Source organism: Caldisalinibacter kiritimatiensis, assembly GCF_000387765.1.
Classification (GTDB): Bacteria; Bacillota; Clostridia; order Tissierellales; family Caldisalinibacteraceae; genus Caldisalinibacter; species Caldisalinibacter kiritimatiensis.
On sequence record NZ_ARZA01000181.1, the window covers coordinates 1 to 8,259 of the forward strand.

Annotated in this window: 9 protein-coding genes; all 9 read left to right on the forward strand. The window is 33.0% G+C overall.

Annotation, left to right across the window (positions count from 1 at the left end):
• The first annotated feature begins 100 nt into the window (after positions 1-100).
• The 9 genes from fliW (at position 101) to L21TH_RS07940 (ending at position 7,366) form a co-directional block, all read left to right on the forward strand.
• The gene (gene fliW, locus L21TH_RS07900) at positions 101-550 is read left to right on the forward strand and encodes a flagellar assembly protein FliW (protein WP_006313668.1); all 450 of its coding nucleotides are present in this window, start codon (positions 101-103) and stop codon (positions 548-550) included.
• Between the two features lie 3 nt (positions 551-553).
• Positions 554-781: a carbon storage regulator CsrA gene (gene csrA / locus L21TH_RS07905; protein ID WP_006313669.1), complete on the forward strand. Its 228-nt coding sequence runs from the start codon at positions 554-556 to the stop codon at positions 779-781.
• 482 nt (positions 782-1,263) lie between these two features.
• Entirely contained in the window at positions 1,264-2,631 is a 1,368-nt protein-coding gene (locus L21TH_RS07910; RefSeq protein WP_006313670.1) for a flagellin N-terminal helical domain-containing protein, read from the forward strand.
• Between the two features lie 622 nt (positions 2,632-3,253).
• Positions 3,254-3,451: a YjfB family protein gene (locus L21TH_RS07915; RefSeq protein ID WP_006313671.1), complete on the forward strand. Its 198-nt coding sequence runs from the start codon at positions 3,254-3,256 to the stop codon at positions 3,449-3,451.
• 80 nt (positions 3,452-3,531) lie between these two features.
• Positions 3,532-3,768 carry a hypothetical protein gene (locus tag L21TH_RS07920; protein ID WP_006313672.1) on the forward strand — a complete coding sequence of 79 codons (237 nt, stop codon included), beginning with the start codon at positions 3,532-3,534 and terminating at the stop codon, positions 3,766-3,768.
• A gap of 68 nt (positions 3,769-3,836) precedes the next feature.
• Positions 3,837-4,211 (forward strand): flagellar protein FlaG, encoded by a 375-nt coding sequence (locus L21TH_RS07925; RefSeq protein ID WP_006313681.1) that lies wholly within the window; start codon positions 3,837-3,839, stop codon positions 4,209-4,211.
• Positions 4,212-4,548: 337 nt separating this feature from the next.
• Positions 4,549-6,231: a flagellar filament capping protein FliD gene (gene fliD, locus L21TH_RS07930; protein WP_006313682.1), complete on the forward strand. Its 1,683-nt coding sequence runs from the start codon at positions 4,549-4,551 to the stop codon at positions 6,229-6,231.
• A gap of 252 nt (positions 6,232-6,483) precedes the next feature.
• A complete protein-coding gene (fliS, locus tag L21TH_RS07935; RefSeq protein ID WP_006313683.1) occupies positions 6,484-6,873 on the forward strand; it encodes a flagellar export chaperone FliS in 390 nt (129 codons plus the stop codon).
• A 16-nt stretch (positions 6,874-6,889) separates the two neighbouring features.
• Positions 6,890-7,366, forward strand: coding sequence for a flagellar protein FlgN (locus tag L21TH_RS07940; RefSeq protein WP_006313684.1), 477 nt, complete (start codon positions 6,890-6,892; stop codon positions 7,364-7,366).
• Positions 7,367-8,259 lie beyond the last annotated feature (893 nt).

An 8,259-nucleotide genomic window follows, 5' to 3' on the forward strand; every position in this document is an offset into this window, starting at 1 on the left:
GTTGTCGAGGGACTCACGTCTCAATGTTGTTGTCGAGGGACGCCCACGTCCCTCGACTAAAAATTCCCTCGACTAAAAATATAAAGGAGGAACAACAATAATGAAATTAAACACAAAACACTTTGGTGAAATAGAAATAGACGAAAACAGGATTATTACATTCCCAGATGGATTACTAGCATTCGAAAACAACAAAAAATTCATCATCATAGACAACCCAGACCAAGAAATCCCCTTTCAATGGCTTCAATCAATAGATGACCCCGACCTTGCCTTTGTAATAATAAACCCATTCATATTCAAAAAAGATTATGAATTCGATATTCCCAAAGCAGTAGTAAAAAAACTAGAAATACAAGAAGAAAAAGATGTAGCAGTATATTCAATAGTAGTAGTACCAGATGACATAACTAAAATGACAGCAAATTTATCAGGGCCAGTAATAATAAATACAAAGAGCAAAATTGGGAAACAAATAGTATTAGAAGACAGTAGATACTCTACCAAACATTACATACTTGAAGAATTAAAGCAAGGGCAGGTGGAATAGTTTATGTTGATACTAGCCAGAAAAAAAGAAGAAAGTATAATGATAGGGGATAACATAGAGATAGTAGTGGTCGACATAGATGAAGGAAAAGTAAAGCTAGGCATAAAAGCCCCAAAGGATATAGATGTACATAGAAAAGAAATATATGAAGAAATACAAATATCAAACAAAGAAGCAGCAAACACTAACAAAATTGATTTTGATGCATTAAAAAATATCTTTAGGAAATAGGGGACAGGGTTTAGAGAACAGGGGATAGTAGCTTGTATTTCAAATCGACTTATACAACGATGATAGGTAGTGTACATTTCCGTTGTAGAGGGATGCACGTGCCGATGTCGTTGAGGGACGTGGGCGTCCCTCAACAACGGAAAGGACGCCACGTTTAGATGTTGTTCACTTATGTTGTCGAGGGACGCCCACGTCCCTCGACAAGTTATGTACAATTTATCTATTCTGTAGAGCAGACTTCAGTCTGCGATATATATACAAAAAACAAAAATTTTTTTCAAAAAATACTAAAGTAGGACAACCTACTGCCGATAAATATAATGGAAGCATTTAGAAGGATACCTTTGGCCAAAGGATGACCTTATTTTTAGGCAGGATGCCTAATATTTTAACATTGAAAATTAAAAAAATTAAATTTCCGTCAGCTTAGCTGACGGCTGGCATGGACGCCAAAAAAAAATCATTCAGGGAGGAATGTAAAAATGAGAATTAATCACAATATTTCTGCATTAAATACTTATTCAAGATTAAGTGCAGCTAATACAATGCAAAGCAAATCATTAGAAAAATTATCATCAGGTATGAGAATTAACAGAGCAGGAGACGATGCAGCAGGACTTGCAATCTCTGAAAAAATGAGAGCTCAGATCAGAGGTTTAGAGCAAGCTTCAAGAAACGCTCAAGATGGTATTTCAATGATTCAAACAGCAGAAGGTGCATTAAACGAAACACAAGCTATTTTACAAAGAATGAGAGAACTTGCAGTACAAGCTACTAACGATACAAACGTAGATGCAGATAGACAAGCATTACAAGATGAGATTGACCAGTTAGTAGATGAAATCGATAGAATAGCAAATACAACTGAGTTTAATACAAAAAATTTATTAAATGGTAGCCTGGGAGTAAGCGTTGAAGACTCATCTATAGTTACTAAAGCATCGATGTCTGCTGATACTCAAAATGGAACATATACAGTAGATTTATCAGGGGCTACTTTAGGTACAACTGCTAATATTGGTGGTGCTATAGCTACTGATGCTAGTGGATTAGCACAAGGTACGGGTACTTTGACGGTTAATGGTGTAGATTTTTCTATAGATACTACAACTAGATTAGAAGATTTAGCTTCAGACATTACAAATAAGGTTAATGGTGTAACAGCTACTTATGACAGTGTTGCTGATACATTTAATATAGAAACAGATGAAGTAGGTGCAGACCAAACATTAGATGTTACAGCAAGTGCTGCCAACTTAATAAACGGTGAAGACTGGTCAGGTGGTTCTGCAATTAGTGCGACTGGTACTAACATTTCAGGCGTAAATGTAGATGGTATGGGTGCAGACACAAATGTTGCATATGATGGAAATAAAGTTATAGTTACAGGAGGAAACTCAAAAGGATTAGAGTTCGAAGCATTACAAGTAGGTTCATCAGTAGATATAACTGTAGGGGACAGTGCTGCATTGCAAATAGGAGCTAATGAAGGGCAAAGCATGAGCATTAGTATCAATGCAATGGATGCTAGCAACTTAGGAGTATCATCAATAGATGTAACAAGTGCAACAAGCGCAGAGAGCTCAATTACAACAATTAACGATGCTATAACTACAGTTTCTTCTGAAAGAGCTAAGCTTGGTGCATACCAAAACAGATTAGAGCATACTATAAACAACTTAAACACAGCTTCAGAAAACTTAACAGCATCAGAATCAAGAATTAGAGACGTAGATATGGCTAAGGAAATGATGGAATTCACTAAGAATAATATCTTACAACAAGCTGCTCAAGCAATGTTGGCTCAAGCCCAGCAACAACCTCAAGGAGTATTACAGCTTCTTAGGTAATGCTGGATAAGGGTCCCTTGAAGGGTAACCTTTAAGTGCAAATCGGGTGAATTGCTGGAACTTCCTAAAGCTCTGCTTCCTACAACGTAATCCGAAAGGATAGGCGTGACAGGTTAAAAAGCAGCAGAGATGTAACAATGGATAATCAGCAGCCAAGCTCCTGTTCCGAAAGGATGGAGAAGGTTCAACGACTAGGACGAACGGCCTACGGCAATTGAAAATTTAAAATTGAAAATGTAAAATCAAAAAACTTCAATTGTACGGCTATGAGGTCCGTAGGGGTTAGAGGTTCTCCGAAGTGCCCGGCAACCGAGTTAATTTACAATTAACAATGCACAATTTACAATGGGAAAACAGTTAATAATTCGGTTGAAGATATAGTCTGGCAAGTATCGAAAGATATTTGATGGTCCGCAAGCAAACCAACAACCTCCAGGAGTTCTTCAATTATTAAGATAATGAATAATAAAAGGTCTTGGATTCATCCAAGACCTTTTCTGCTAATGGTGTTAAATACTTCTCTAGCCCATAGGAATTGATATCAATTTTATGATATAATTGACATATAAAACTGTATAGTGTCGAATGAGTATGATGCTATGCAATAAAGGGGTTGATACTTATGGATATAGCTGCAATGTCAACTATGTTAAGTCAAGGAAAGGTAATGCAGCAGGCCAGTATTTCTGTAATGAAAATGGCTATGAATTCTGCTGAGAATTCAGGTCAAATGATTAAGGAATTAGCAGATACAAATACAAAAATGATGGAAATGTCAGTAAATCCTCATATAGGAGGAAACATAGATATCAGATTATAATACATATCGTAGCCCACAATGAATTGTGGGCTAAAATTATATATTCCCATAGATAAATCAAAATGAAATGGAGAGATATAATGGATAATAATGAAGAGTACCTTAAGGAAAAACTGGAATGGGTAAAATACAGATTAGAGATGCTAGATATTATTGAAGATAAATTAAAGGAAATGAAAAGTTTAGCAGAATACATAAAAGAAAATGATTTAGATGATGAAGAAGCAATGAAGATAAATAATAAATTTAATGAATTAAAAGAAGAAGTTATTAAAATGGATAATAAGAGTAAGAAATTTTGGAGTGATAATCAATAGATTAATTAAAGCTTTCCTTCTTTGCTGTCGATATAAGTAATAGAAAGATGGGTAAAGGAGGAATTTTTATGCGTATAGATGGTGTTTCTTCGACATCTACGATACAAAGACCTCAACAAGTAACTACAGGAGACGTAAATATTAACAAACAAAAGGAAGACATTAAAAATATAGAGCAAGCAGCATTACCTACAAATAAAAATGAAGATAAGAAATTTACTGAAGAAGAATTAATCAATGCAATAGAAAAAGCAAATAAAGGTGTAAAAATATATGACAGAAAACTAGAATTTTCTATACATGAAAAGACAAAGGAAATAATGGTAAAGGTTATAGATACAAGTACAGACGAAGTAATAAGGGAAATCCCACCAGAAAAGATACTTGATATGGTAGCAAAGATGTGGGAGCTAGCTGGTATATTAGTGGATGAAAAAGCGTAACAAAATCCTAAAGGATTTTGTAATTCTAAATTGTAAATGTTAAATGTTGAATTAAATGAAAAAACAGTTCGTAGTTAGTAGTTAGTAGTACGTAGTATATTAAGAAACAGTAGTCAGGAAACAGGAAAAACAAATTAAGAATAAATAGATTATAATTATTGTAAAATGAGGGACGTGGGCGTCCCTCAATAACGGAAACTGCTACTGTATAATTGAATCCGTATATGTTCTTTAATAACTAATGGGAAGTTACTATTAACTGAAAAGCTACAAAGGATATCTTAAATAATTTAAAATTCAAAATTCCCGCTTTAGCGGGTCTTGGGGTGGTGAAAGAATGAGCGATATGAGAATAGGTGGTCTTGCATCTGGTATGGATATTGACCAGATTGTTAGTGACCTTGTAAAAGCTGAAAAGACGAAGGTAGACAAGCTAGAGCAGGAAAAGCAGCTACAGGTTTGGAAACAAGAGATGTATAATGATTTAAATAAAGAATTTGCTAACTTTATTTTAGATACTAAAAAGGATTTTGGATTAGCTACAACTACTTCTAGCGGAACATTATTAAATAAATCTATTAACAGCTTGGATTGGATTAAAGGAGCTACATCTTCAGATGAAACTATAGCTACTGTTGATGCGAATACAAGTGCTGTTAGAGGTAGTTACGAAGTTAATGTTCAGCAATTAGCTAGCAGTGTGTATATAGCTAGTGAAAATTCTTTAAATTCAAATGAAGATAAGACAAGTTTAGCAACTCAGTTTAATTTTTTAAATAGTGGTGATACAGTTACTTTTACCATTACAAATGGTGATGGTGATACAGTTACAATTGATGACGTTGCTGAGAATTTAACTATGGACGAAATAGTTTCTCAAATTAACAGTGCAAATATTGGTATTACAGCAATCTATGATGAGGATATAGATAGATTTTTCCTTCAAACTGATGATACAGGCAAAAATGCAGAAATAAGCATAGAAGAAACTGGTGTAAATTTTATGGGGAACTTAGGACTTGTAGCTACATATTATGATTATACTAATCCTGATGATTTAATAGGTACGAAAACAACTGCAGCAGTTGCTGTTGATGGAACAACATATCAAGGAGCTGATTCAGTTATAGATTTTGCAGGAGCAAAAAACATAAACAACTCTTCCAATCAGTTCACTATAAACGGAATAAACTTTAACTTAAAAGCAACAGGTACATTTACAACACAGGTAAGTACAGATACTGATGCGGTAATCGAAAAGATAAGCAACTTTGTAGAAGCATATAATGAGTTAGTAGATGAAGTAGGAGGTAAATTATCAGAAGAAAGATATAGAGATTATCAACCACTTACTGAAGAGCAAAAAGAGGCTATGTCGGAAGAAGAAATAGAGCTTTGGGAAGAAAAGGCTAAAAGCGGCTTATTAAGAAATGATATGATAATATCTAATGTTATACAAAGGGTTAGAAGTGGATTTTATGAAGATGTAGAAGGGGTTACTGGTAGCTTTGACCATTTAACAGAGATAGGTATAACTACACAAAAATATTCAAGTGGTACAGTAGGTGGTAAACTACAAATAGATGAAGAAAAGCTAAGAGAAGCTATTGAGCAGGATGTAGATGGAGTAGTAGAGTTATTGTTTAAACAGCCAGATAGTAGTATAACTGATGAGGACGAAAAAAGAGCCAATAGTGGACTAATAACTAGATTGTATGATGACCTTATAGATGGAATGAAGGATGTAATAAATAAAGCAGGTCCAGGGGACGATGCAAACTTGTATAGAAATGTTGAGTCAACTATGTTATTAGATTTCGTAACTGAACATGGTAGTATAAGTACCTTAGATGAACAAATAATGGATTTAGAAGAAGAGATAGAAGACATGAATGATTATTTAATTCAAGTTGAAGACAGATACTGGGACCAATTTACAGCTATGGAGAAGGCAATAGCACAGATGAATCAGCAAAGTGCATGGTTGATGTCTCAATTCGGTGGAGGAATGATGGCATAAGGAGTATAGTATTGAGGGACGAGGGCGTCCCTCAATAACAGTAAATAAACCTCCTTATAAATTGAAAATTCGTTGATTTGACAGGATGTCAAATTAGCGACACGGTAACAGGACGTTACCACCCCCGCTTTAGAATTATTGGAGCTTTAGAGTTTTTGTTGTCTAGGGTTGCCCACGTCCCTAGACTGGTTAGATTAACATATCAAAATAAAACAACAAACATAATGTAACTTATGGAAGGATGGAGATAGAATGGCGATGAAGAACCCTTATTCACAATATCAGCAAAACTCAGTAATGACTGCATCACCTGAAGAATTGACTTTAATGTTATATAATGGAGCGGTTAAGTTTATAAAGCAGGGAAAAGTATTTTTAGAACAAAAAGATATGGAAAAGGCACATAATTCTATAGTTAGAGCTCAAGATATAATAAGTGAGCTGAATATTACATTAAATATGGATTACGAAATATCTAAGAATTTAAGAAGTTTATATACATTTATATTAGAAAGATTAATGGACGCTAACATAAAGAAGGACATTAAAATATTAGATGAAGTTTTACCATTAGTAGAAGAATTAAGGGATACTTGGAAGGAAGCAATGCAGCTAGCAAAGAAAAATAGAAACGTTAAGTAAGCTAGGAGATGATGTAGTGACAAGTGAATTATTAAAGGAATTGATATCCTTAAGTAAGGATAAACAATTTCATCTAAAAAAAATATTAGAAATAACCAAAAAACAGCAGCAGGTAATTGAAAAGTCAGATACGGATAGACTTCAAGCATACATTACTAAAAAACAAAAAGAAATAGATTGTATAGATAAATTAGATATTAAATTTACTGAAATCTATGAACGGATAAAGAAGAACAATAATGTTACTTCACTAGATGAGCTTAATACAGAATATCATCCCTATCTAAAAGAATTAAAGGATATTGTAGAGGAAATAACTAATCTTCTTAAGAATATACAAGAAATAGAGTTAGAAAATAATAAAAAAATAAAAAGAGAATTCCAACAGGTAAAGGAGAAATTAAAAAACGTAAAGCAGGGTAAGAAAATGGTTAAAGGGTATAGTGCATATAAAAAGCCAAAGGGTTCTATTTTTATAAATCAGAAGAAATAATGGAGGTGTATGCCTCCATTTTATTCGTTTTATGATAAAATTCTCAAATTTAACTTTCATTTTTTATACAATATAATTAACTCAACATATAGTGGATAACACTATATTATCCACAAAAAAATAAATAATTATTTTTGTTAGAATTTTGGTTATATTATCACAAAAAGGATAATTTTGTTATGCTAACATCTATCCACCACGTGTACACATCGTTATACACATAATAGCCTGTACAAAATAACAGTTTTCCACAAAGTTATTCACATTATCAACAGAACAAGCTATGAATTATCCACAAAATCACAACATAATATTTGTGGATAAACAGAATGTATATTTATACATAGGATGTATAAACTGTTATATAAATAGATATTTGAAAAGTGTCTAGTTTATAAGCATTTATATAAAGGGTAATTTATACTAAAAAAGTATAAATATTTTCTTTATTGTCGAGGGTAATTAAATTATATTTTTTTTACTGTGGACACTTGTTATTATATGTGGATAATTTTTTGTGAAATAGAGCAATTGTGTTACTTGAGGGACGTGGGCGTCCCTCAAGAACACGTGGGAGTCCCTCAAGAACACGTGGGCGTCTCTTAAGAACAATAAACTTGTTACTTATAAGAATGACAAAGTAGATATTTTAATATGCGTTTAAATTATAAAACTTATACATGAAGTATGATTAAAAGCTACTGTATGGAAAGATGTGAATAAAGAATATTTATAGAGTAAGGTTAAAATCTGTTTTTATGTTAAAAAAATATTTTATATAAGTAAAAATCATGTTAAATAGTCTGCTGAGTGGGTATTATAATAATAACGATATTAAGCAGAGGTCAATTGTCAAAAAATTTGTAAAATTAAAAGGAAAAAACAAAAGAAAA

Bases quoted from the DNA above. Each gene is read 5' to 3' on its own strand.
- csrA (WP_006313669.1), top strand. From the start codon at position 554: ATGTTGATACTAGCCAGAAAAAAAGAAGAAAGTATAATGATAGGGGAT.
- fliW (WP_006313668.1), top strand. From the start codon at position 101: ATGAAATTAAACACAAAACACTTTGGTGAAATAGAAATAGACGAAAAC.
- fliS (WP_006313683.1), top strand. From the start codon at position 6,484: ATGGCGATGAAGAACCCTTATTCACAATATCAGCAAAACTCAGTAATG.
- L21TH_RS07910 (WP_006313670.1), top strand. From the start codon at position 1,264: ATGAGAATTAATCACAATATTTCTGCATTAAATACTTATTCAAGATTA.
- L21TH_RS07915 (WP_006313671.1), top strand. From the start codon at position 3,254: ATGGATATAGCTGCAATGTCAACTATGTTAAGTCAAGGAAAGGTAATG.
- fliD (WP_006313682.1), top strand. From the start codon at position 4,549: ATGAGCGATATGAGAATAGGTGGTCTTGCATCTGGTATGGATATTGAC.
- L21TH_RS07920 (WP_006313672.1), top strand. From the start codon at position 3,532: ATGGATAATAATGAAGAGTACCTTAAGGAAAAACTGGAATGGGTAAAA.
- L21TH_RS07925 (WP_006313681.1), top strand. From the start codon at position 3,837: ATGCGTATAGATGGTGTTTCTTCGACATCTACGATACAAAGACCTCAA.